The organism is Streptomyces sp. NPDC057743, assembly GCF_042798755.1.
In the GTDB taxonomy this organism is placed as follows: domain Bacteria; phylum Actinomycetota; class Actinomycetes; order Streptomycetales; family Streptomycetaceae; genus Streptomyces.
On sequence record NZ_JBHVJX010000013.1, the window covers coordinates 1 to 21,685 of the forward strand.

The following is a 21,685-nucleotide window of genomic DNA, read 5'->3' on the forward strand; positions in this document are numbered from 1 at the left end:
AAACGCCCGGTTACATTTCGAACCCGGAAGCTAAGCCTTTCAGCGCCGATGGTACTGCAGGGGGGACCCTGTGGGAGAGTAGGACGCCGCCGAACAATTTTTCCAGGACCCCTGGTCCCAGCGTTCAGCTGGGACCAGGGGTCCTTTTGTTTTGTCGGAGCGCGCCGCAGGGGTCGGTGCGTGAGAATGAACGCAGTACCGAAGACAGGAGTCACGTCGATGTCCACCAACTCTTCCGACGATCGTTCGGAGCGCCGGCCGAGGCGCGACGCCGGCGACCGCGGTGGTTTCCGTCGCGATGACCGGCGGGACGACCGCGGCGGTGAGCGCGGTGGGTTCCGTCGTGATGAGCGGCGGGATGACCGTGGGGGCTTCCGCCGGGATGACCGCGGCGGCGATCGTGGCGGTTTCCGTCGTGACGACCGACGTGATGACCGGCGGGACGACCGCGGTGGCTTCCGGCGGGACGAGCGTCGGGACGATCGTGGGGGCTTCCGGCGGGATGACCGCGGCGGCGATCGTGGCGGTTTCCGTCGTGACGACCGACGTGATGACCGGCGGGATGACCGCGGCGGCGAGCGCGGTGGGTTCCGACGCGACGATCGGCGGGATGACCGTGGCGGTGAGCGCGGTGGGTTCCGTCGTGAGGAGCGGCGGGATGACCGTGGCGGGTTCCGGCGGGATGACCGTCGGGACGACCGCGGTGGGTTCCGGCGGGACGAGCGTCGGGATGAGCGGCGCGACGACCGCGGTGGGTTCCGTCGCGATGAGCGGCGTGATGACCGTGGGGGCTTCCGTCGGGATGACCGTGGCGGTGAGCGCGGTGGGTTCCGTCGTGATGAGCGGCGGGACGATCGTGGAGGCCCCCGGCGGGATGACCGTGGCGGTGAGCGCGGTGGGTTCCGACGCGACGATCGGCGGGACGACCGCGGCGGGTTCCGGCGGGATGACCGTCGGGACGACCGCGGTGGGTTCCGTCGCGATGAGCGGCGGGACGATCGCGGTGGGTTCCGGCGGGATGACCGTGGCGGTGAGCGCGGTGGGTTCCGACGCGACGATCGGCGGGACGACCGCGGCGGTGAGCGCGGTGGGTTCCGGCGGGATGACCGCGGCGGTGAGCGTGGTGGGTTCCGGCGTGACGACCGGCGTGACGACCGCGGTGGCTTCCGGCGGGATGACCGCGGTGGGTTTCGGCGGGATGAGCGGCGGGAGCGGGAGCGGGAGCGGGAGCCGATCAAGCGGTTGCCGATTCCGGAGGATGTGACCGGGGACGAGATCGACAAGGCGGTGCGGCAGGAGCTGCAGAGCCTGCCGAAGACGCTCGCCGAGGATGTCGCCAAGAACCTGGTGATGGTCGCGCGGCTGCTCGACGAGGACCCGGAGAAGGCGTACGGGTACGCGATGGTGGCGCTGCGGCTGGCGTCCCGGGTCGCGGCGGTGCGCGAGGCCGCGGGCTTCGCGGCGTACGCGGCCGGGAAGTACGGCGAGGCGCTGAAGGAGTTCCGGGCGGCGCGGCGGATGACCGGCAGCGCGGAGCTGTGGCCGGTCATGGCCGACTGCGAGCGGGGGCTCGGGCGGCCGGAGAAGGCGCTGGCGATGGCCGGTGAGTCCGAGGTGCAGCGGCTGGACCGGGCCGGCCAGGTCGAGATGCGGCTGGTCGCGGCCGGGGCCCGGCGGGACATGGGGCAGGCGGACGCCGCGGTGGTGACGTTGCAGAGCCCCGAGTTGGCGTCCGGTGCGGTGCACCCGTGGACGGCCCGGCTGCGGTACGCGTATGCGGACGCGCTGTTGGAGGTCGGGCGCGAGGGCGAGGCGCGGGACTGGTTCGCCAGGGCGCTGGAGGCCGATCAGGCCGGGGCCACAGATGCGTCGGACCGGCTGGCGGAGCTGGACGGGGTGCAGTTCACCGATGCGTTGGAGGAGGACGAGGCGGAGGCTCCGGCCGAGGCCGGGTCCGAGGCCGAGCGCAAGGCCGGGTCCGGTGCCGAGGAGGGCGCGGACAAGGGGGAGTAGGTGAGGTGAGTCGGCGCGTAGCTGCGCTGCGGTAGCCGAGAGAGGGAGAAGGGGGGGCCCGGGGGGGCCCCCCCGGGGTGGGGTTTTGGGGGGGGGGGGGCGGGGGGGGGGGGGTTCTGGGGTGTTTTGTTGGGGTGGGGGGGGGGGTTGGGGGGGGGGTTGTCGGGTGTGGGGGTGGGGGGGGGGCGGGGGGGGCCCCCCCCTTCTTGGTTTTGTGGGGGGAGGGGGCAGGGAGGGTCAGGGGGCGTAGGGGGCGATGGGGTTGGTCAGGGTGCCGATGAGTTGGAGGGCGCCGGCGGGGTCCTGGAGGTCGACCATCTGCTCGTTGTTGCGCAGCTGGAGGCGGTTGAGGCAGGAGAGGGCGAACTCCGGGGTGAACATGTCGTGTTCGGCGAACTTGTCGGCGAGGTGGGGGTGGGCCGCCTGGTAGTCGGTGACGGTGGCGGCGACGGTGCGCCAGAAGGTGTCCTCGTCGAGGACGCCGCGGTCGGCGAGGGTGGCGGCGAGGAAGCGGAAGAAGCAGTCGAAGACGTCGGTGAAGACGGAGAGCAGCTTCTGGTCGTCGGGGACGTCGGCGCGGATGCGTTCCACGGTGGGTGGCAGGACCGCGTCGGCGGACATCACGGCGATCTCCTCGGCGATGTCCTTGAAGATCACCCGGGCCACCGCGCCGTCCTCGATGACCAGGATGGCGTTCTCGCCGTGCGGCATGAAGACCAGGTCGTAGGCGTAGAAGGAGTGCAGGACCGGGGTGAGGTAGCCGTCGAGGTAGCGGCGCAGCCAGACCTCGGGGGCCAGGCCGGACTCCGCGATGAGGGCGGCGGCGAAGGAGTTGCCGTCGCGGTCGACGTGGAGGAGGGAGGCCATGGTGGCAAGCCGCTGGCCCGGTTCGAGGGTGGGGACCGGGCTCTCGCGCCAGAGGGCGGCGAGCATCTTGCGGTAGGGGGAGCCCTTTTCGGTGGCGGCCTCGTACTGGCGGTGGTGGTAGCCGATGGCGGCGCGCTCGCGGATGATCGAGAAGCGGGCGGCGCGGAAGGTGTCGTCGGCGTCGATCAGGCGGGCCAGCCAGTCGTTGATGGCGGGGGTGGCTTCCATGTAGGAGGCCGAAAGGCCGCGCATGAAGCCCATGTTGAGGACCGACAGGGCGGTCTTGACGTAGTGCTTCTCGGGGTGGCTGGTGTTGAAGAAGGTGCGGATGGACTGCTGGGCGAGGTACTGGTCGTCGCCGGGGCCCAGGCAGACCAGGCGGCGTTGGGCGACCTCGGCGGCGAAGGTGACGGAGAGCTTGTTCCACCACTGCCAGGGGTGGGTGGGGAAGAAGTAGTAGGCGTCCGGGTCGAGGCCGAGCGAGGTGAGGGTGGCGGTGAAGCGGGCCCGGGTCTCGGCGGGGAGTTCGGCGTCGATGAGGGTGGTGTAGTCGAGGTCGGCGCCGGCGGTGAAGGTGGTGTGGTCGCGGTGCGCGGCCAGCCAGATCAGTTGGAGCGGGGAGGCGGCCTCGGGGGCGTAGGCGTGGTACTCGTGGACGCCGAAGCCGAGGCGGCCGTTGTTGGCGACGAAGCAGGGGTGGCCCTCGGTCATGCCGGTCTCGACGGCCTGGAAGCCGGCGGTGGCGAGCTCGGTGGCGGTGGGGGCCTTGCCGGCCAGCTTGTAGGCGGTGCCGGAGAGGGTGGAGCTGATCTCCTCCAGGTAGACCGGGAGGATGGTCTCCGACAGGCCGAGGGAGGTGTGGAACTCGGTGATGAAGTCCAGGGCGTCCAGGGGGAGTTCGGCGCCGTCGCGGTGGCGGGTGATGCTGTCGGGGTCGATCCCCCAGTGGTCGAGGGCCCGTCTGTGGGCGGTGAAGCGGTAGGTGGTGGTGGCGTCGTCGCTGCGGACGGCGTAGCGGTCGGCGCCTGCCGCGTGGTCCAACGGCTCGGGCGTGAGCAGGCGTTCGTGGGCGAACTCGGCGAGGGCCTTGCGGACCAGGGCGCGGTTGGCGCGCGCCCACAGCTCGGGGGTGAGGTGGGCGACGGCGTCCTGGGCGGGCTGCTGCGGGGCGGCGGGGGCGGGGGCGGTCATCGGCGGTGGTCTCCTCGGGTGGCCAGGAACTGGTCGCGGGTGCAGATGCTGAGGTAGGCGTCTTTGGAGGGGAGGTGCACGGTGCGGACGACCTCGAAGCCGACGGACTCGTTGAGGGCGTGCACCGCGGTGTTGCGGGTGTCGGGCTCGACGACCACGCGCTCGACGGCCGGGTCGGCGAAGAGCATCTCCATGACGGTGGTGATCACCGCGCGGGTGAAGCCGTGGACGGGGGCGTTCGTCGGGGCGGTGAGGAAGTGCATGCCGACGTCGCCGGGGCGGGCGGCGTGGATGCCGACCAGTTCGCGGTGGGCGGGGTCGTAGCGCTCCATGAGGAAGGCCGGGGTGCCGTTGTGCAGGCCGAGGAAGGCGTCGTGGTGGGGGTCGGCGTCGATCCGGGTGAATTCCTTCTCGACGGCGGGCAGATCGCACTCCTGCATCAGCCAGAAGACGGCCTTGGGGTCGGTGACCCAGGTGTGGAGGAGGGGCGCGTCGGCGAGCGGGTCGACGGGCCGCAGCGCGAACTCCCCGAGGGTGGGGTCGGTGCGGGTGAAGAGGGGGGCGTTCACGCGGATATCTCCATCGGGTCGTGCGGGCCGGCCGGGGCGGCGAACTCCTGGAAGGCGATGGCCTTTTCGACCGGGTAGTGCTCGCGGCCGAGGAGTTCGCGGATGATGCAGGAGTTGCGGTAGGCGGCCATGCCGAGGTCGGGGGTGACGAAGCCGTGGGTGTGCAGTTCGGCGTTCTGCACGAAGATGTCGCGGCCGGCGGTGTCGATGCTGTAGTTGCGGGCGACGTCGTAGCGGCCCTGGGCGTCCCAGGCGATGCGGTCGCGGACCGGGTCCAGGAAGGCGGGGACGCGGTAGCGGTAGCCGGTGGCGAGGACCAGGCCCTGGGTGGTGAGGGTGAAGTCGCGGTCCTGTTCCGTCTGGTGCATGCCGAGGGTGTAGGTGCCGGTGGCCTCGTCGTAACGGGCTTCGGTCAGGGCCGAGTTGGTGAGCAGGCGGGTGCGGACCGGGCCGGCCAGGCGCTTCTGGTAGAGCAGGTCGAAGATGGCGTTGATCAGCTCGGAGTCGATGCCCTTGTAGAGGTGCTTCTGGCTGGCGTTGAGGTGGTCGCGGGTGGCCGCGGGGAGGGCGTGGAAGTAGTCCACGTACTCCGGGGAGGTCATCTCCAGGGTGAGCTTGGTGTATTCGAGGGGGAAGAAGCGGGGGGAGCGGGTGGCCCAGGTGAGCTGGTAGCCGTGGGCGTCGATGTCCTGGAGGAGGTCGTAGTAGATCTCGGCGGCGCTCTGGCCGCTGCCGATCAGGGTGATGCTGTCCTTGGCCTGGAGGGCGGGCTTGGCGTCCAGGTATCCGGAGTTGTGTGCCGCGTCGCCGCCCAGGTCGCGGCAGGGCTCGGGGACGTGCGGCGGGGTGCCGGTGCCCAGGACCAGCTTGCGGGTGCGGAAGGTGTGGCGCTCGCCGTGGTGGTCGGCGTGCACGAGGTAGAGCTCGGCGCGCTCGTCGTACTCGACGGCGGTGACGGTGTGGGAGAAGCGGATGCTGTCCAGCTTGCCGGCGGCCCAGCGGCAGTAGTCGTTGAACTCGGCGCGCAGCGGATAGAAGTTCTCGCGGATGTAGAAGGAGTACATCCGGCCCGATTCCTTCAGGTAGTTGAGGAAGGAGAAGGGCGAGGTGGGGTCGGCGAGGGTGACCAGGTCGGCCATGAACGGCACCTGGAGGTGGGTGCTGTCCAGCATCATGCCGGGGTGCCAGTCGAAGCCGGGCCGGTCGTCGAGGAAGAGGCCGTTGAGCTCCTCGATGGGGGCGGTCAGGCAGGCCAGGCCGAGGTTGAACGGGCCGAGGCCGATGGCGAGGAAGTCGTAGGGGGTCTCGTGGGGGACGGTCACGGGATGTCTCTCCGCAGGGGTGGTCGGTCGGGGAGGTGTCAGGGGGCGGACAGGGCCGGGGCGGGGCGGCCGGCGCCGGGCTGCTCGGCGAGGTAGCGGCCGGCGTGCTCGGCGATCAGGTCGAGGACGGCGGCGATGTCGTCGAGCGTGGTCTCGGGGTTGAGCAGGGTGAACTTCAGGTAGTGCCGGCCGTTGACCTTGGTGCCGGCGACGATCGCGGCGCCGGAGGCGAACAGGGCTTCCCTGGCGTGGAGGTTGACCCGGTCGGTGAGCTCGGGGTCGGGGTCCTGGGTGCCGCCGGGGAGGTAGCGGAAGACCAGGGTGCTGAGTTGGGGCTCGACGACGACGTCGAAGCGCGGGTCGTCGTGCAGCAGTTTCCAGCCGTCCGCGGCCCGGTCGATGACCTCGTCGAAGAGCTCGCCGATGCCCGTGGCGCCCATGGTGCGCAGGGTCAGCCAGAGTTTGAGGGCGTCGAAGCGGCGGGTGGTCTGGAGCGACTTGTCGACCTGGTTGGGGATGCGCTGCTCGACCATCCGGCGCGGGTTGAGGTAGTCCGCGTGGTAGGTGACGTGCCGCAGCGTGGCGCGGTCGCGGACCAGGACGGCGCTGGAACTGACCGGCTGGAAGAAGGACTTGTGGTAGTCGACGGTCACCGAGTCGGCGCGCTCGATGCCGGCGAGGAGGGCGCGGCGGCGGGAGACCAGCAGACCGCAGCCGTAGGCGGCGTCCACGTGCATCCAGGCGCCGTGGCGGGTGGCGAGTTCGGCGATCTCCGGGAGCGGGTCGAGGGAGCCGAAGTCGGTGGTGCCGGCGGTGGCGACGACCGCCATGGGTATCAGGCCCTCGCGGCGGCAGCGCTCCAGTTCGGCGGCGAGGGCGTCGGTGCGCATCCGCTTGGTGTCGTCGACCGGGACGGCGATGACGGCGTCGGCGCCGAGGCCGAGCAGGGTGGCGGACTTGCGGATGCTGAAGTGGCTGACGGCGGAGGTGAGGATGCGCAGCCGGGGCAGGAGGGCGGCGCGGCGGGCGTCGGTGCTGTCGGCGTCGTCGGCGTCGGCGCGGGCCAGTTCGCGGTGGCAGGTCTCGTCCCGGGCGAGCAGCATCGCCTGGAGGTTGGACTGGCTGCCGCCGCTGGTGAAGATGCCGTCGGCGTCCGGGCCGAGGCCGATCCGGTCGGCGGTCCAGTCGACCAGGCGGCGCTCGATGAGGGTGCCGCCGGCGCTCTGGTCCCAGGTGTCGAGGGAGGAGTTGACGGCGGAGAGCACGGCCTCGCCGACGAGCGCGGGGATCACCACGGGGCAGTTGAGGTGCGCGAGGTAGCGGGGGTGATGGAAGTAGATCGCGTCGCGGAGGTAGAGGTGCTCCAGCTCGTCGAGGGCGGCGGCCGGGTCGTGGAGCGGGGCGTCGAGGTCGACGGCGGCGACGGTGGGCGCCAGTTCGTCGACGCGGACGCCGGTGAAGGGGCGGTCGGTGGTGGCGAACCGGTCGCGCAGCCGCGTCACGCTGTCGGTGACGGCGGCGTGGTAGCGGTCGGCGGTGCGGTGGTTGAGGAGATGGGTGCGGCTGTCGGCCGGGTCCTCGGCGGAGTGCGCGAGGAGACTCATGAAGGGCCCTCCCTGGTGCGGCGTCGACCGCGTCCTGTGCAGGCAGGCGGTGCACAGGGGCAGGGGAACCCGCCCGATGACGCAGTGAGGTAAGCCTAACCTAACCGGATCATCGGGTGGGTTCGGGGTGCCCGCCAGGGGCCGTCAGCCCCCTTGTTCCTCCAGGGTCCGCAGCACCAGGCCGGTGGCCGGCTTCGGTCCGAACGACGTGGACTTCCGGGGCATCGTGACGCCCTGCTCGGCGAGTTGACGGACCGTCTCCTCGGAGGTGGGGCGCATCAGGACGGCGGTCCCGCCGTGCCGGGCGGCCTGCGCCACCGCCGCCTCGGTGTGATGGAGATAGCCGATGTCCGACGGGTGGTCCGGGATGCGCCAGACCTCGTCCAGCAGCACCGAGTGCAGCACCGTGGCGTCCAGTTGCCGCCACGCCTCGGGCCGGTCGGTGCGGATCGTGCGGTCGAGCAGCCCGGGGTCGGGCTGGTCCAGGAGGTGGAAGGAGCCCGGACCGCCGGCGAGCACGAAGGCCGCGCCGGGCGCCTTGGCCAACGCCTCCAGGGCGGCGGACAGCTCGCCCGGCAACCGGCGGACCCGGAAGGCGCCGGCCACGTCCGCCAGCGCCTTGGCGGGCGGCAGATGCGGCAACACCCGGTGGATGGCCCGGACTTGGAGCGGATAGCGGGCGGTGTCGACCAGCAGCACCAGGCCAAAGGCCCAGGGGGAGTCGGGGCCGGCGTCCGGGCGCTGTTCGTACAGCCGCCGGTAGGTCGCCCAGCGGTGGTGCCCGTCGGCGATCAGCGCCCGGCGGCGGGCCAGGTCCGCGTCGACGGCGGCCAGCTCGGCGGGGTCGGTGACCGCCCACAGGCGGTGCGCGAAGCCGTCCTCGGTGGTGGTGGCGAGCAGCGGGGGGTGCTGGGCGGTGCGCTCGATGACGCCGGCGGCGCCGTTGGCGGTGCCGTCGCCGCAGTACGACAGCAGCAGCGGCTCGAAGTTGGCGGCCGCGGCGTCCATCAGGGCGGCCCGGTCCGCGACCACCTCCGGGATGACGTCCTCGTGGGGCAGCACCGGGCCGTCCAGGCGGAGCGCGCCGATCAGGCCGCGCTGGAGGAGGTCGCCGGCGCGCTGCTCGTAGACGTACAGCGCGGGCTGCGGGTCCGGTGTGAGGATTCCCTCCTCGCGCCAGCGGTGCAGGGTGTCGGCGGCCTGTCGGTGACGGGTGGCCGGATCGGGGGCCTGCGGCAGGATCAGCCGGACGATGTTGTAGGGATCGGAGGTCTCCAACGCCCGGACGCCGTCCGGGCGGACCACGACGTCGTAGGGCGGGGAGGTGACCGCGGTGAGGCTGCTGACCCGGTCCGGGGCGTAGCGCAGGCCGCGGAACGGGAGGAGGCGGAGGCCGTCGGATGTGGTCATTGAAGAATGCTATGCCGGGAAGGGGGTGCGGGATGATCGGGGGAGCGGCCGCGTTCGGCCGGAAAAATCGGTAGCCGCGCGGGTGCCGACGGGCGGGCCCGGTGTGGGCCGGGAACGGCCCGGGCCCCGCGCACGAGGAGCCCCTTTGTGCGGCAGCGCGGAGGAGCGAGGAGCAGGACGGGATGAGCGAGCGGAGCGAGCGAATCATGGGAAGGGGCGCGCCTCGCGCATGCCAGGGCGAGCGAAGCGAGATCTCGGCATGAGCGAGCGGATGCGCGGGCGAGGTCGACCCGACGGGTGCCGGCGCGCGCTGAGCGAGGCGTACGACACGGCGCTGCTGGATCTGGACGGGGTGGTCTACGCCGGCGGCCGGGCGATCGACCATGCCGTGGCGTCGCTGACCGCGGCCCGGGACGGCGGGATGCAGCTGGCGTACGTCACCAACAACGCGGCCCGCACGCCGCAGGCGGTGGCCGACCAACTGTCCGGATTCGGCCTGCCGACGGCCCCCGGGGACGTGATCACCTCCGCGCAGGCGGTGGCCCGGCTGATCGCCGAGCAGGTGCCGGCCGGCTCCCGGGTGCTGGCCATCGGCGGCGAGGGGCTGCGGGTGGCGCTGCGCGAACGGGGCCTGGTGCCCGTCGACTCGGCGGACGACGACCCCGCTGCCGTGGTGCAGGGCTACGACCCGACGCTGGACTGGGCGCGGCTGGCGGAGGCCGCGTACGCGGTGCAGCGCGGGGTGCCGTGGTTCGCCTCCAACACCGACCTGACGATCCCCAAGGAGCGCGGCATCGCGCCCGGCAACGGCGCGCTGGTCGAGGTGGTGCGGATCGCCTCCGGTGGGACGCCGCAGGTGGCCGGGAAGCCGCAGCCGCCGATGCACCGGGAGACGGTGCTGCGGACCGGTGCGCGGCGGCCGTTGGTGATCGGCGACCGGCTGGACACCGACATCGAGGGCGCCTGGAACGGCGGGGTGGACTCCCTGCTGGTGCTCACCGGCGTGACCACCCCGGCGGAACTGCTGGCCGCGCCGCCCGAGCACCGGCCCACCTATGTGGACGCGGATCTGCGTGGGGTGCTGCGGCCGCAGCCGGAGGTGACGGCGGACGGTGCCGGCTTCGTGTGCGGCGGTTGGCGGGCCGAGGTCGCCGGGGGCGAGTTGGTCGTGGAGGGCGCGGGGGAGCCGCTGGACGGGCTGCGGGCGCTGTGCGCGGCGGCCTGGACCGCGGCGGGCGCGGGGAGTTGCCCGGCGGACCCGGCCAAGGCGCTGCACCGGATCGGTATGTGACGCCACGTCAGACGCCGAGGTCCAGGGCCTGACCGATGGGTCAGGGCGCGGACAGGCCCTAAGGGCGCGGGCGGGCCCCGCCGCGGGGAGCGGCGGGGCCCAACGGTTCACTTGCCGGCGGTGGCCGCCGCGGTCAGCTCCGCGATCAGGTCCTCCTCGGTGGCCCCGCGCCGCCAGTAGCCGGTGAACTTGACCGCCCGACGGTCGAATCGGCGCTCCCCGACCAGGTGCCGGCGCACCGCCTTGACGGTGCCGGCCTCGCCGGCGATCCAGGCGTACGGCGTGCCCTCGGGCAGCTCGGCGGCGCGCAGCGCGGTGAGGACGGGCTCGGCGCGGTGGTCGGTCAGGCGGTCCCGGACGAGCCAGGTGACGTCGGCGTCCGCGAAGGTCGGCAGCGGCTGTTGGTCGCCGTCGTGGCCGACCTCGATCCAGACCTTGGCGGTGGTGCCGGGGGAGAGCCAGGCCAGGATGCCGGCGATGGCCGGCAGGGCGGTCTCGTCGCCGGTCAGCAGGATCCAGTCGGTGCCGGGCGGCGGCCGGAAGTCCACCCCGCCGTTGTCCTCGACGGCCGGCGCGAGGACGGTCAGCCGGTCGCCGGGCCGGGCCGCGAGCGCCCAGCGGCTGGCCGGGCCGCCGCTGGGGGCGGCGGGGTCGTCGGCGCCGTGCAGGGCGAAGTCCACGTCGAACTCGCAGGGGTCGTGGCGCTGTTCGCGGATGGTGTACGAGCGCATCACCGGGCGCTCGGCCGGGTCCTGGGCCCGCCAGGCCGCGTACCAGCCGTCCCCCATGTCGTCGAAGACCGGCGCGGCCTGGTGGGGCTGCGGGAGGAACAGCTTGAAGCGCTGGTCCCGACCGCCGGAGGCCAACTCCTCAAGCCGTTCCCCGGTGAAGGTGATCCGGACCACCGACGGGCCGAGCCGCCGGGTGCGGGCGACCTGGACGTCGAAGAAGCGGAACGGCGCGGTGGTGGGGGCGGCGGTCGCGGTCATGTCGGAACCTCCCGGGACGGGGCGGGCTGGGGCGGGTGGACCGGGCCGGCGGTCAACCGGCCCGGGTTCTACGTCAGTTGACCTTCTTCGCGCGCTCGATGGCCTGGGCGAGCGACTCCAGCAGCGGGGCGGCGCCGGCGTACGAGAAGCGCGGCTCACTGGACCAGGGGGCGATCTGGCCGGCCTTGACGGCGGGGAGCTTGCTCCAGGACGGCTTGGCGGCCAGGTCCTTGGGCTGGAGGGTGGCGGTGCGGTTGTCCAACAGCAGCACGTCCGCCGGGTACTTGTCGGCGTTCTCCCAGCTCAGGCTCTCGAAGTAGCCGCCCTTGTCCAGGTGGTCGGGGACGATCAGGTCCACGCCGAGGGACTTGAAGTACATGAGGTCGGCGTTGATGCCCGGGTTGGAGGCGTAGAAGAGGTCGGCGCTGCCGGAGCAGGCGAGGACCTTGACCCGGTGGGCGGCGGCGGCCTTGCGCAGCCGCGCGGCGGCCTGCTCGAAGCGGGCCTTGGCGTCGGTGACCTGCTTGGCCTTCAGGTCCGCGCCGAGCGCGGCCGCGAGGTCCGCGTAGCGCCCGATGATCTGGTCGAGCGGCTTCCGGGAGGCGGTCAGGGCCACGGACTTGGCCAGCTTGGTGATCTTGTCCTTGCTGTCGTCCGGGACGTACCAGAGCGCGCCCGGCTCGTACATGTTGGTCACCAGCAGGTCGGGGGCGAGACCCGCGTACTTCTCGACGTTGAACTGGTTGTAGGCGTTGCCGATGATGGTGACCTTGTCGACGTCGAGGTCGCCGGCCTGCGGGTCGGGCTTGCCGCTTCCGAGCTTGGTGGGGCCGAAGACGCCGACGATCTGGTCCCGGATGCCGAAGTCGTGCAGCGCGGCCGCGGTGCCGGTGAACGCGACGATGCGGCGCGGGGTTTGGGGCAGCGAGACCTTCTGCTGGCGGTCGTCGGTGAAGGACCACGGGCCGCCCTTGCCGCCGCCCGAGCCCCCGGCTTCCTTGCCCCCTCCGCAGGCGGCGAGCAGGGCGCCGATGCCGACGGCGCCGCCCGCGGCTAGCACGCCGCGACGGGACAGGGATACGCTTCGGGTGGTTCGCATGGCTTTGGTGCTTCTCTCTGGAGCTTTCACGCCCCAACGGGCATGGTGGGCAGGCCGAACCGGAAGGGCCGGCAGATCGACAACATGTGAGGGTAGGCTAACCTAACTGGCGTGTTGGTCGACAGTCCCCCCGCAGCCAGTCCCCCCGAGGTGGCGCCGCCCCCCACCGCGCCCCGACGACGCTTCGCCGTCCGCGCCGCGGGACTCGCCGCCTCCGTCGCCGTGCTCGCCGTCGTCGCGGTCCTCGGCATCGCGGTCGGCGCCAAGCAGATCCCCCTCGACCAGGTGTGGCACGGGGTGTTCCACTACTCCGGCTCCGACACCGACGTCGTCATCCGGGACGTGCGGCTGCCGCGCACCCTGCTCGGGCTGCTGGCCGGTGCCGCCCTCGGCCTGGCCGGCACCGTCATGCAGGCGCTCACCCGCAACCCGCTGGCCGACCCCGGCGTGCTCGGCATCAACGCCGGCGCCTCGGCCGCGGTGGTCTCCGCCATCAGCTTCCTCGGCGTCACCTCGCTCTCCGGCTATGTGTGGTTCGCCTTCGCCGGCGCCGCGGTGGTCTCGGTCGCGGTCTACGTCCTGGGCGGCACCCGCAGCGCCACCCCGGTCCGGCTCGCGCTCGCCGGCACCGCGCTGACCGCCGTCCTCACCGGCTACCTCAACGCCGTCAACCTCCTGAACTCCGCGGCGCTGGACCGGATGCGCTTTTGGACGGTCGGCTCGCTGGCCTCCGCGACCATGCCGACGGTGGCGAAGATCGCGCCGTTCCTGGTGGTCGGTGCCCTCCTCGCGCTGCTGCTGGCCCGCCCGTTGAACGCCGTCGCGCTCGGCGACGACCAGGCGCGGGCGCTGGGCGCCAGGCTCACCCGCACCCGGGTGCTGGCGATGGTCGCGGTCACCCTGCTGTGCGGCGGCGCGACCGCGGTCTGCGGCCCGATCGTCTACGTCGGCCTGATGGTGCCGCACGCGGTGCGCGCCCTCACCGGCCCCGACCTGCGCTGGATCCTGCCGTACTCGGCGGTGCTCTCGCCGGTCCTGCTGGTCGGTGCGGACGTGCTCGGCCGCGTGGTGGCCCGGCCCGGCGAACTCCAGGTCGGCATCGTCACCGCCGTCATCGGCGGCCCGGTCTTCATCTACCTCGTCCGGCGCCGACGGATGGCCCAACTGTGACCGCCGCACGGGGCGGACCGGGGCCGGCCGCCGGACAGCGCCCGGAGAGCGCCGGGGAAGAACGAGGAGAGACAGTAGTGAACGCGACAGCAAAGCCCGGGAAGGCCGGGCCGGCTACCGGGACGCCGGGTCGGCGGGCCCGCGCGGTGCGCACCGCGGGCGGCCTCTCGCTGCGGTGGGACGCCCGCGCCGTACTGGTCGGGGGCCTGCTGCTGGCCGTCGCGCTGGCCGCCGCGATCGCCCTGATCGGCTCCGGCGACTACCCGATGACGCCGTCTCAGGTGCTGGCCACCCTGACCGGCGGCGGCACCACGGGCCAGGAGTTCATCGTCCACGAACTGCGGCTGCCGCGGGTGTTGGTGGGGCTGCTGGTCGGCGCCGCCTTCGGGCTCGCCGGCGCGGTCTTCCAGGCCGTCTCCCGCAACCCGCTGGGCAGCCCGGACATGCTCGGCTTCTCCCAGGGCTCGTCGGTCGGCGCGCTGATCGTGATCGTGTGGTTCCACGGCGGGACCGTCGCGGTGGCCGGCGGCGCGGTCGCCGGCGGTGTGCTCACCGGGCTGGCCATCTTCCTGCTCGCCTGGAAGCGCGGCATCCACGGCTACCGCTTCGTCCTCGTCGGCATCGGCGCCGCCGCCATGCTCTACGCCGTCGTGCTCTACCTGTTGACCAAGGGCACCATCTACGACGCGACCCGGGCCACCGCCTGGATGACCGGCTCGCTCAGCGGCCGCGACTGGACCCAGGTCTGGCCGCTGGCCGCGGTCTGCGCGGTGCTCGTCCCGGTGGTGCTGCTCCAGGCGCGCCCGCTGCGGATGCTGGAGATGGGCGACGACGCGGCCGCCGCGCTGGGCGTGCGCACCGAACGCGTCCGGATCACCCTGCTGTTGGCCGCGGTCATCCTCGTCGCGGCCGGTACCGCGGCGGCCGGCCCGATCGCCTTCGTCGCCCTCACCGCACCCCAACTCGCCCGCCGGGCCACCCGCTCGCCCGGCCCCAACCTGCTGCCCGCCGCCCTCATGGGCGCCGCCCTGCTGGTCGGCGCGGACTGGGCCAGCCAACGGCTCTTCGGCGCCGACCAGTTGCCGGTCGGCGTGCTGACCGGCGTCCTCGGCGGCGGCTATCTGCTGTGGCTGCTGGTCATCGAGCGAAAGGCGGGACGGGTGTGAGCCAGCACATCGGCACCCGTCCCCACCCGGCACCCAGCGACCCGACGACCCCCACCACCCCAGGAGTCACCCAGTGAGCAGCCGTCTCGCGGCCGAGGACCTCACCCTCGCCTACGACCAGCGGACCATCGCCGAACGCCTCTCGGTCGCCGTCCCGGACAACTCCTTCACCGTCATCGTCGGCCCCAACGCCTGTGGCAAGTCGACCCTGTTGCGCGCCCTGTCGCGGATGCTCAAGCCGACCGCCGGCGCGGTGCTGCTCGACGGCGAGCGGATCTCCGCCCTGCCGGCCAAGCAGGTCGCCCGCACCCTGGGCCTGCTGCCGCAGTCCTCGGTCGCGCCCGACGGCATCACCGTCGCCGACCTGGTGGCCCGCGGTCGCTACCCGCACCAGGGCCTGCTGCGCCAGTGGTCCGCCGAGGACGAGCGGGTCGTTCAGGAGTCGATGGCCGCCACCGGCGTCGCCGAGCTCGCCGACCGCTACGTCGACGAGCTCTCCGGCGGCCAGCGGCAGCGGGTCTGGATCGCCATGGCGCTGGCCCAACAGACCCCGCTGTTCCTCCTCGACGAGCCGACCACCTACCTCGACATCCAGCACCAGATCGAGATCCTGGACCTGTGCGCCACCCTCCACGAGGAACAGGGCCGCACCCTGGTCGCGGTGTTGCACGACCTCAACCAGGCGGCCCGCTACGCCACCCACCTGATCGCCATGAAGAACGGCGAGGTGGTCGCCGAGGGGGCGCCCGCGGACATCGTCACCGCCGAGCTCGTGCACCGGGTCTTCGGCATCGACTGCCGGATCATCGACGACCCCGAGACCGGCACCCCGTTGGTCATCCCGGCCGCCCGCCGGCCCGCCAAGGCGACCGTGTCGGCCGCGGCTACAGCAGCGTCCTGAGCCGCAGCAGATCGCGGAAGCCGGCCTCCAGCTTCACCCGGCCGCTGCCCCAGGCCCGGGCGAAGTTGAGGTTGCCGGCCACCAGCGCGACCAGGTCGTCCCCGGTCATGGTCAGTCGGATCTCGGCCTTCTCCGGCGGCGGCCCGGGCACCGCGGTCACGTCCCGCAGCGCCCCGTCGACCAGCCGGCCGACGAAGGTGGTGTCGAGGTCGGTGATGCGGCAGCTGACGGAGCGGTCGAGGGCCGCGGCGTCGCGCACCTCGCCGTCCGCCGAGGACAGGTCGTGGGCCAGCCGGTCGAGCGCGGCGCGGCACTGGTCGAGAGTTGCCATCGCGCCCGACGATACGCCAGGTCACGGACGGCCGGGGGCGGGCGCCCAAGGTAGCGTCGGGGGCATGGCAGACCCGACGAACGCCCCGGAGCCGACGGCCCCCGACGCCCCGGCCGACGGCCCGGAAGCGGCGCAGCTCCCCGGCGGTGCCGACCCCACAGCCCCCGCCGGCCCCCGGCCGCTGGGGCTGACGGTGACCCCCACCGGCCAGCCCGCGGTCGACGCCGGCCTGGCACGGCTGGCCGGCGCCGACCACCTCCCCGTCAGCGGACACCTGGGCATGTACGAGGATGTGCACCGAGGGCTGCGCGACACCCTGGCCTCGCTCGACCAGCACCCCGGGCCGTCCGCACCGTCCCCGACGCCCGACCGTCCCGATCACTAGGAGCTGAACCACAGGTGGCAGGAGTGGCACGACGCCGACTCGACGCGGAGCTGGTGCGCCGCAAGCTGGCCCGCTCGCGGGAGCACGCGAGCCAGCTGATCGCCGCGGGCCGGGTGACCGTCGGCGGGACCACCGCGACGAAGCCGGCCACCCAGGTGGAGACCAGCGCGGCCGTGGTCGTCCGGGCCGACGAGTCCGACCCCGACTACGTCTCCCGCGGCGGCCACAAGCTGGCCGGCGCGCTGGCCGCCTTCGGCCCCCTGGGGCTGCGGGTCGAGGGCCGCCGGGCGCTGGACGCCGGCGCCTCCACCGGCGGCTTCACCGACGTGCTGCTGCGGGCCGGCGCCGGCCACGTCGTCGCCGTCGACGTCGGCTACGGGCAGCTCGCCTGGCAGCTCCAGAGCGACGACCGGGTCACCGTCAAGGACCGCACCAACGTCCGCGAGCTGACCCTGGAGCAGATCGACGACCGTCCCGTCGACCTCGTCGTCGGCGACCTCTCCTTCATCCCGCTCGGCCTGGTGCTGCCCGCGCTGGTGCGCTGCGCGGCGCCCGACGCCGATCTGGTGCTGATGGTCAAGCCGCAGTTCGAGGTCGGCAAGGAGCGGCTGGGCAGCGGCGGCGTGGTGCGCAGCGCCGAGCTGCGCGCCCAGGCGGTCCGCGACGTCGCCGCGCGCGCGGCCGGGCTGGGGCTCGGCGTCCTGGGGGTGACCGCGAGCCCGTTGCCCGGTCCGTCGGGCAACGTCGAGTACTTTCTGTGGCTGCGCGCCGGGGCGCCTGCACTCGACCCGGCGGATGTCGACCGTGCAGTGGCGGAGGGGCCCAGTTGACCACTACCCAGGCAGTTGAAGGCAGCGCAGCACCCGAGACCGGCCGCGCCGGGCGGACGGTGTTCCTGCTTGCGCACACCGGCCGCCCGGCGGCCGTCCGCAGCGCCGAACTCGTCGTCCAGGGGCTGCTGCGCAGCGGGATCGGCGTGCGGGTGCTGGCCGAGGAGGCCGCGGACCTGCCGCTGCCGGAGCGGGTGGAGCGGGTGGAGTCCGAGCAGTGCGCGGCCGAGGGCTGCGAACTGCTGGTCGTCCTCGGCGGGGACGGCACGCTGCTGCGCGGCGCGGACTTCGCCCGGACGTCCGGGGTGCCGATGCTCGGCGTCAACCTCGGCCGGGTCGGCTTCCTCGCCGAGGCCGAGCGCGACGACCTCGACAAGGTCGTCGACCGGGTCGTCACCCGCTCCTACGAGGTCGAGGAGCGGATGACCCTCGACGTCCTGGTACGCAACAACGGCGAAGTGGTGCACACCGATTGGGCGCTCAACGAGGCGTCGGTGGAGAAGGCCGCCCGGGAGCGGATGCTGGAGGTCGTCACCGAGGTCGACGGCCGGCCGGTCTCCCGCTTCGGCGGCGACGGGGTGGTCTGCGCGACCCCGACCGGCTCGACCGCCTACGCCTTCTCGGCCGGCGGCCCGGTCGTCTGGCCGGAGGTCGAGGCGCTGCTGATGGTGCCGATCAGCGCGCACGCCCTGTTCGCCAAGCCGCTGGTCACCGCGCCGACCTCGGTGCTGGCCGTCGAGGTCCAGCCCAAGACCCCGCACGGGGTGCTCTGGTGCGACGGCCGGCGCACCGTCGAACTCCCCGCCGGCGCCCGGGTCGAGGTCCGCCGCGGCGCCGTCCCGGTCCGGCTGGCCCGGCTGCACCACGCCTCCTTCACGGACCGGCTGGTCGCCAAGTTCGCCCTCCCGGTGGCCGGTTGGCGCGGCGCTCCCCACTAGGGGTGTCTCAGTACCGCCCGGAACTGCCTGTACGACACCGGCCCGGACCGCGCGAGAGCGTGCGGCCCGGGCCGGTGTCCGTCGGCGGGTGCGCGGCTACGCGCCGCCGCGCGCCAGGAGTTCCCGCGCCCGGGTCAGGGCCGTGTCACGGCGGGCGGACAGCTCCGCGGCGGTGAAGACCGGGGTGCGGACGGCGGGCGGGATGCCGGGCCCGTCGAAGGTACGACCGTCGGCGGTGAGGAACTCCTCGTTGGGCAGCCCGAAGCTCCAGCCGTTGGGCAGCGCCCGGCCCAGCACGTCGGAGAAGACGCCCTGGGTGTTCTCGCCGATCCGGGTGGGCGCGGGCGAGCGGCCCATCAGGGACTGGGTGAAGGTCTCGCCCGCGCTGATCGTCAGCCGCCCGGTGAGCAGGGCGATCGGGCCGGTGTAGACGGGGCCGCGGTGCGGGTGGACGACGAGCGGCTCCGGGGTGGTGAACTGCCCCGCGTCCTGCGGGTCGTTGCGGGCCCGCTTGCGGTAGGCGAGGTAGGGGCGGTCGGTGAGCCGGGAGGCGATCCGCAGGCCGAGGGCGTCCGAGCCGCCGCCGTTGAGCCGCAGGTCGAGGACGAGGCCGCGGAGCGCGTGCGGCCCCCGGGTGCGCTCCTTGGTGAAGATCGCGTCCAACGCCCGGTCGAGCTCGGCGACATCGCCCGCGTAGTCGCCGTCCTTGGTGTAGCCGGCGAACTGGGTGACGCGGAAGTAGCCGATCCGGCCGGGCAGATCGGCGTAGGAGAGCCTGCCGTCGGCCCAGTGCCGCTGGACGGTGCCCGGGCCGAGGTTGGCGGCGAGCGCCGCGTCGACCCGGGTGGTGAACTCCGGGGTGGGCAGCACGGTGCCGGGGCGCTTGCCGGCGAACCAGTGGTCCTTGTCGGCGACGACCCGGGTGTGCGCGTCGTGCAGCGGCTCGATCATCTCGCGCAGCACCGCGAAGAGTTGGGCGTCGGTGGTGTGGGCGGTGATCCGGGGGCGGTAGCGGTCCCGGACGGCGTTCCAGTCGATGCCCTTGGCCCGGAAGAAGGGGTAGTTCTCGGCATAGGTCTGCCAGAAGACGTCGAAGACCGCCCGTGGGTCGTGGGCCGGCGGGGTCGTGCAGCGCTGGGGCAGCGCGCCGGCGCGGTGCAGGGTGCGGTGGCCGACGTTGTCCTCGGAGGACAGTCGGGCCTCGTCCCGGCCCGTCGGGGCCATGGTGAGCGGCGCCCCGTCCGGCACGGTGAAGCGGACCGTGCCGTCCGGGCCGGGGGCGCCGGCCCGGCTGCCGGTGAGCGAGCCCGGCAGGCAACTGAGGGCGGTGGTCTCGTAGGTCTTCAGGGTGCGGCCCTGGAGGGTGACGAGGGTGCCGTAGCCGTCCGTCCGCCAGACGCCGTCCAGCGACGGCGCGGCGGCCCGCGCCGTCCCGGCCGCGCGGGCGGGGGCCGCGGCGGCGGTGCAGGCGGGCAGCACCGTCAGCGCGGTCAGGGCGGCGGCCAACAGGACCGGGGTGCGCGGGCGGCGGGCCGGGCGGGACGGCGAAGTCGGGGCGCGGCGGCCGGGAGTCGGCCGGAGCGTCGCCGGGTCATGCATGGGAGTACCTCACAAGGGTCGAAGGGGCGGAAAGCGCGAAAAGCGGGAGAAGGAGCGCCGGGCCGATCCGGTGCGCTGCCAGCCTGCCGGCCGGCCCGGGCCGGCGACCATGCGGCGGTCTCCCCTCTTCTCGGTGGGGTTTTCCGCAGGTCCCGGGCGCGCGGCCGGTCCGGGCGGGGCGCGGTGGCGGTGGTGGTGTGGGGGAGGCCGTCGCGGGGTGGGCCCGGGACCTCGTAAGGTCATACCCGTGTTGGAGGAGATGCGGATCCGGTCCCTGGGCGTCATCGACGATGCGGTCGTCGAGCTGTCCCCGGGCTTCACGGCCGTGACCGGCGAGACCGGCGCGGGCAAGACCATGGTCGTCACCAGCCTCGGCCTGCTGCTGGGCGGACGGGCGGACCCCGCCCTGGTGCGGATCGGCGCCAAGGCGGCGGTGGTCGAGGGGAGGCTCACCCTCGCGTCCGCCTCGCCCGCGGCCGTGCGGGCCGAGGAGGCCGGCGCGGAGCTGGACGACGGCGCGCTGCTGATCAGCCGCACGGTCTCCGCCGAAGGCCGCTCGCGGGCCCATGTGGGCGGCCGTTCGGCGCCGGTCGGGCTGCTCGGCGAACTCGCCGACGACCTGGTCGCGGTGCACGGCCAGACCGACCAGCAGGGCCTGCTCCGGCCGGCCCGCCAGCGCCAGGCCCTGGACCGCTACGCCGGGGACGCGGTCGCCGTCCCGCTCGCCAAGTACACCGCCGCGCACCGCCGGCTGCGCACCGTCGCCACCGAGTTGGACGAGCTGACCACCCGGGCCCGGGAGCGCGCCCAGGAGGCCGATCTGCTCCGCTTCGGCCTGGACGAGATCGCCGCCGCCGAGCCGCTGCCCGGCGAGGACGTGGAACTGGCCGCCGAGGCCGAGCGGTTGGGCCACGCCGAGGCACTGGCCGCCGCCGCCACCGCCGCGCACGGCGCGCTGGCCGGCGACCCCGTGGACCCCGAGAGCGTCGACGCCACCAGCCTGGTCGCCGGCGCGCACCGCGCCCTGGAGGCGGTCCGCGGCCACGACCGGGAGCTGGCCGCCCTGGCCGACCGGCTCGGCGAGCTCGGCATCCTGATGGCCGACGTCGCCACCGAACTCGCGAGCTACGCCGACGGGTTGGACGCCGACCCGCTGCGGCTGGCCGCCGTCGAGGAGCGCCGCGCCGCCCTGACCCACCTCACCCGCAAGTACGGCGAGGACCTCACCGCGGTGCTGGCCTGGTCCGAGGAGAGCGCCGCCCGGCTCGCCGAACTCGACGGCGACGACGACAAGATCGCCGAGCTGACCGCCGAGCGCGACGCGCTCCGCGCCGAACTGGGCGAGCTGGCCCAGCAGTTGACCGACGCCCGGGCCGAGTCCGCCGAGCGCTTCGCCGCCGCGGTCACCGCCGAGCTCGGCGAACTCGCCATGCCGCACGCCCGGGTGAGCGTCGCGCTGCACCAGAGCGAGGTGCCCGAGGACGCCGACGGCATCGTGGTCGGCGGCCGCACGGTGGCCTACGGCCCGGCCGGCGTCGACGAGGTCGAGATCCTGCTGGCCCCGCACCCGGGCGCCCCGCCCCGGCCGATCGCCAAGGGCGCGTCCGGCGGCGAGCTGTCCCGGGTGATGCTCGCCGTGGAGGTGGTCTTCGCCGGCTCCGACCCGGTGCCGACGTACCTCTTCGACGAGGTGGACGCCGGCGTCGGCGGCAAGGCGGCCGTCGAGGTCGGCCGGCGGCTGGCGAGGCTCGCCAAGTCCGCGCAGGTCGTGGTGGTCACCCACCTCCCGCAGGTGGCCGCGTTCGCTGACCGGCAGTTGCTGGTGGAGAAGACCAACGACGGCTCGGTCACCCGCAGCGGCGTCACCGTCCTGGAGGGCGAGGACCGGGTCCGCGAGCTGTCCCGGATGCTGGCCGGCCAGGAGGACTCCGAGACGGCCCGCGCGCACGCCGAGGAACTGCTGCGGACCGCGCGCACCAGCGCGTAGCGCGGCAACGGCCCACCAGGGGG

19 protein-coding genes and 1 rRNA gene are annotated in these 21,685 nt (G+C 73.6%); 11 read left to right on the forward strand and 9 right to left on the reverse strand.

Annotated elements, in window-relative coordinates:
* The 3 genes from rrf to ACFVFQ_RS16650 all read left to right on the forward strand — a co-directional run.
* A 5S ribosomal RNA gene (gene rrf / locus ACFVFQ_RS16640) occupies positions 1 to 95 on the forward strand; the annotation flags it as partial.
* A gap of 203 nt (positions 96 to 298) precedes the next feature.
* A complete protein-coding gene (locus ACFVFQ_RS16645) occupies positions 299 to 1,264 on the forward strand; it encodes a hypothetical protein (protein ID WP_383415662.1) in 966 nt (321 codons plus the stop codon).
* Positions 1,243 to 2,013 (forward strand): hypothetical protein, encoded by a 771-nt coding sequence (locus tag ACFVFQ_RS16650; protein ID WP_383415667.1) that lies wholly within the window; start codon positions 1,243 to 1,245, stop codon positions 2,011 to 2,013. Before ACFVFQ_RS16645 ends, ACFVFQ_RS16650 begins: the two co-directional genes overlap by 22 nt.
* A 237-nt stretch (positions 2,014 to 2,250) precedes the next feature.
* Here ACFVFQ_RS16650 and ACFVFQ_RS16655 read toward each other — a convergent pair whose 3' ends face one another.
* The 5 genes from ACFVFQ_RS16655 to ACFVFQ_RS16675 form a co-directional block, all read right to left on the reverse strand.
* Positions 2,251 to 4,071, reverse strand: a complete 1,821-nt coding sequence (locus ACFVFQ_RS16655) for an IucA/IucC family protein (protein WP_383415670.1) — start codon at positions 4,069 to 4,071, stop codon at positions 2,251 to 2,253.
* Entirely contained in the window at positions 4,068 to 4,640 is a 573-nt protein-coding gene (locus ACFVFQ_RS16660) for a GNAT family N-acetyltransferase (RefSeq protein WP_383415673.1), read from the reverse strand. The genes ACFVFQ_RS16655 and ACFVFQ_RS16660 overlap by 4 nt, the downstream gene beginning before the upstream one ends.
* Positions 4,637 to 5,962, reverse strand: coding sequence for a lysine N(6)-hydroxylase/L-ornithine N(5)-oxygenase family protein (locus ACFVFQ_RS16665; protein ID WP_383415676.1), 1,326 nt, complete (start codon positions 5,960 to 5,962; stop codon positions 4,637 to 4,639). Before ACFVFQ_RS16665 ends, ACFVFQ_RS16660 begins: the two co-directional genes overlap by 4 nt.
* A gap of 38 nt (positions 5,963 to 6,000) precedes the next feature.
* Positions 6,001 to 7,566, reverse strand: a complete 1,566-nt coding sequence (locus tag ACFVFQ_RS16670) for a pyridoxal phosphate-dependent decarboxylase family protein (RefSeq protein ID WP_383415679.1) — start codon at positions 7,564 to 7,566, stop codon at positions 6,001 to 6,003.
* A gap of 144 nt (positions 7,567 to 7,710) precedes the next feature.
* Positions 7,711 to 8,976, reverse strand: coding sequence for a DUF1015 family protein (locus ACFVFQ_RS16675; protein ID WP_383415682.1), 1,266 nt, complete (start codon positions 8,974 to 8,976; stop codon positions 7,711 to 7,713).
* Positions 8,977 to 9,235: 259 nt separating this feature from the next.
* Between ACFVFQ_RS16675 and ACFVFQ_RS16680 the strand changes: the two genes are divergently transcribed.
* Positions 9,236 to 10,267, forward strand: coding sequence for an HAD-IIA family hydrolase (locus tag ACFVFQ_RS16680; RefSeq protein ID WP_383415686.1), 1,032 nt, complete (start codon positions 9,236 to 9,238; stop codon positions 10,265 to 10,267).
* Between the two features lie 107 nt (positions 10,268 to 10,374).
* On the opposite strand, the gene ACFVFQ_RS16685 is transcribed toward ACFVFQ_RS16680, so the two are convergent.
* The gene (locus ACFVFQ_RS16685; RefSeq protein ID WP_383415692.1) at positions 10,375 to 11,256 is read right to left on the reverse strand and encodes a siderophore-interacting protein; all 882 of its coding nucleotides are present in this window, start codon (positions 11,254 to 11,256) and stop codon (positions 10,375 to 10,377) included.
* Positions 11,257 to 11,329: 73 nt separating this feature from the next.
* Entirely contained in the window at positions 11,330 to 12,355 is a 1,026-nt protein-coding gene (locus tag ACFVFQ_RS16690; RefSeq protein ID WP_383415694.1) for an ABC transporter substrate-binding protein, read from the reverse strand.
* A gap of 111 nt (positions 12,356 to 12,466) precedes the next feature.
* Here ACFVFQ_RS16690 and ACFVFQ_RS16695 point away from each other — a divergent pair, with 111 nt between their 5' ends.
* From ACFVFQ_RS16695 to ACFVFQ_RS16705, 3 genes are all read left to right on the forward strand, one after another.
* Entirely contained in the window at positions 12,467 to 13,525 is a 1,059-nt protein-coding gene (locus tag ACFVFQ_RS16695) for a FecCD family ABC transporter permease (RefSeq protein WP_383415697.1), read from the forward strand.
* A 77-nt stretch (positions 13,526 to 13,602) separates the two neighbouring features.
* Positions 13,603 to 14,691: a FecCD family ABC transporter permease gene (locus tag ACFVFQ_RS16700; RefSeq protein ID WP_383415700.1), complete on the forward strand. Its 1,089-nt coding sequence runs from the start codon at positions 13,603 to 13,605 to the stop codon at positions 14,689 to 14,691.
* A gap of 73 nt (positions 14,692 to 14,764) precedes the next feature.
* Entirely contained in the window at positions 14,765 to 15,592 is an 828-nt protein-coding gene (locus ACFVFQ_RS16705; RefSeq protein WP_383415703.1) for an ABC transporter ATP-binding protein, read from the forward strand.
* Here ACFVFQ_RS16705 and ACFVFQ_RS16710 read toward each other — a convergent pair.
* A complete protein-coding gene (locus ACFVFQ_RS16710) occupies positions 15,576 to 15,923 on the reverse strand; it encodes an alkyl sulfatase C-terminal domain-containing protein (protein ID WP_383415706.1) in 348 nt (115 codons plus the stop codon). The two genes, ACFVFQ_RS16705 and ACFVFQ_RS16710, sit on opposite strands and share 17 nt — an antisense overlap.
* Before the next feature lie 64 nt (positions 15,924 to 15,987).
* On the opposite strand from ACFVFQ_RS16710, the gene ACFVFQ_RS16715 reads away from it, so the two are divergent.
* Genes ACFVFQ_RS16715 through ACFVFQ_RS16725 form a run of 3 tightly spaced genes read left to right on the forward strand, consistent with a single transcriptional unit; the run spans position 15,988 to position 18,076 of the window.
* Positions 15,988 to 16,308 (forward strand): hypothetical protein, encoded by a 321-nt coding sequence (locus tag ACFVFQ_RS16715; protein WP_383415710.1) that lies wholly within the window; start codon positions 15,988 to 15,990, stop codon positions 16,306 to 16,308.
* 14 nt (positions 16,309 to 16,322) lie between these two features.
* Positions 16,323 to 17,138, forward strand: a complete 816-nt coding sequence (locus tag ACFVFQ_RS16720) for a TlyA family RNA methyltransferase (protein WP_383415713.1) — start codon at positions 16,323 to 16,325, stop codon at positions 17,136 to 17,138.
* Positions 17,139 to 17,197: 59 nt separating this feature from the next.
* Positions 17,198 to 18,076, forward strand: coding sequence for an NAD kinase (locus ACFVFQ_RS16725; protein WP_383416267.1), 879 nt, complete (start codon positions 17,198 to 17,200; stop codon positions 18,074 to 18,076).
* Between the two features lie 96 nt (positions 18,077 to 18,172).
* On the opposite strand, the gene ACFVFQ_RS16730 is transcribed toward ACFVFQ_RS16725, so the two are convergent.
* Complete coding sequence (locus ACFVFQ_RS16730; protein ID WP_383415716.1) at positions 18,173 to 19,675, reverse strand: S41 family peptidase; 1,503 nt, start codon at positions 19,673 to 19,675, stop codon at positions 18,173 to 18,175.
* Between the two features lie 259 nt (positions 19,676 to 19,934).
* Here ACFVFQ_RS16730 and recN point away from each other — a divergent pair, with 259 nt between their 5' ends.
* Positions 19,935 to 21,662 carry a DNA repair protein RecN gene (gene recN / locus ACFVFQ_RS16735; RefSeq protein WP_383416272.1) on the forward strand — a complete coding sequence of 576 codons (1,728 nt, stop codon included), beginning with the start codon at positions 19,935 to 19,937 and terminating at the stop codon, positions 21,660 to 21,662.
* Positions 21,663 to 21,685 lie beyond the last annotated feature (23 nt).